Annotated in this window: 1 pseudogene; it reads left to right on the forward strand. The window is 64.9% G+C overall.

What is annotated here, in order from left to right:
* Window positions 1-245 (forward strand): annotated as a pseudogene (locus tag R0J88_RS22585) (hypothetical protein); the annotation flags it as partial.

The following is a 245-nucleotide window of genomic DNA, read 5'->3' on the forward strand; positions in this document are numbered from 1 at the left end:
GGGACGCCATCTGCCAACATGCCCAACGCGGCGCCGAGAAACTGCGCCACCAAGGCAGCCTGACACGCGCCGTGCTGGTCTTCCTCAAGAGCAATCGCCACCGACCCGACCTGCCGCAATACTCACCCAGCACCATCGTCGAGCTGCCCGCCCCCACCAATGACAGCCGCGAGATACTCGCCGCCGCGCAACAGGCGCTGGAGCATATCTACCTGCGCGGTTATCGCTTCATGAAGGCTGGCGTG

The organism is Pseudoalteromonas sp. SIMBA_162 (genome assembly GCF_046535955.1).
Lineage (GTDB): Bacteria > Pseudomonadota > Gammaproteobacteria > Enterobacterales > Alteromonadaceae > Pseudoalteromonas > Pseudoalteromonas marina.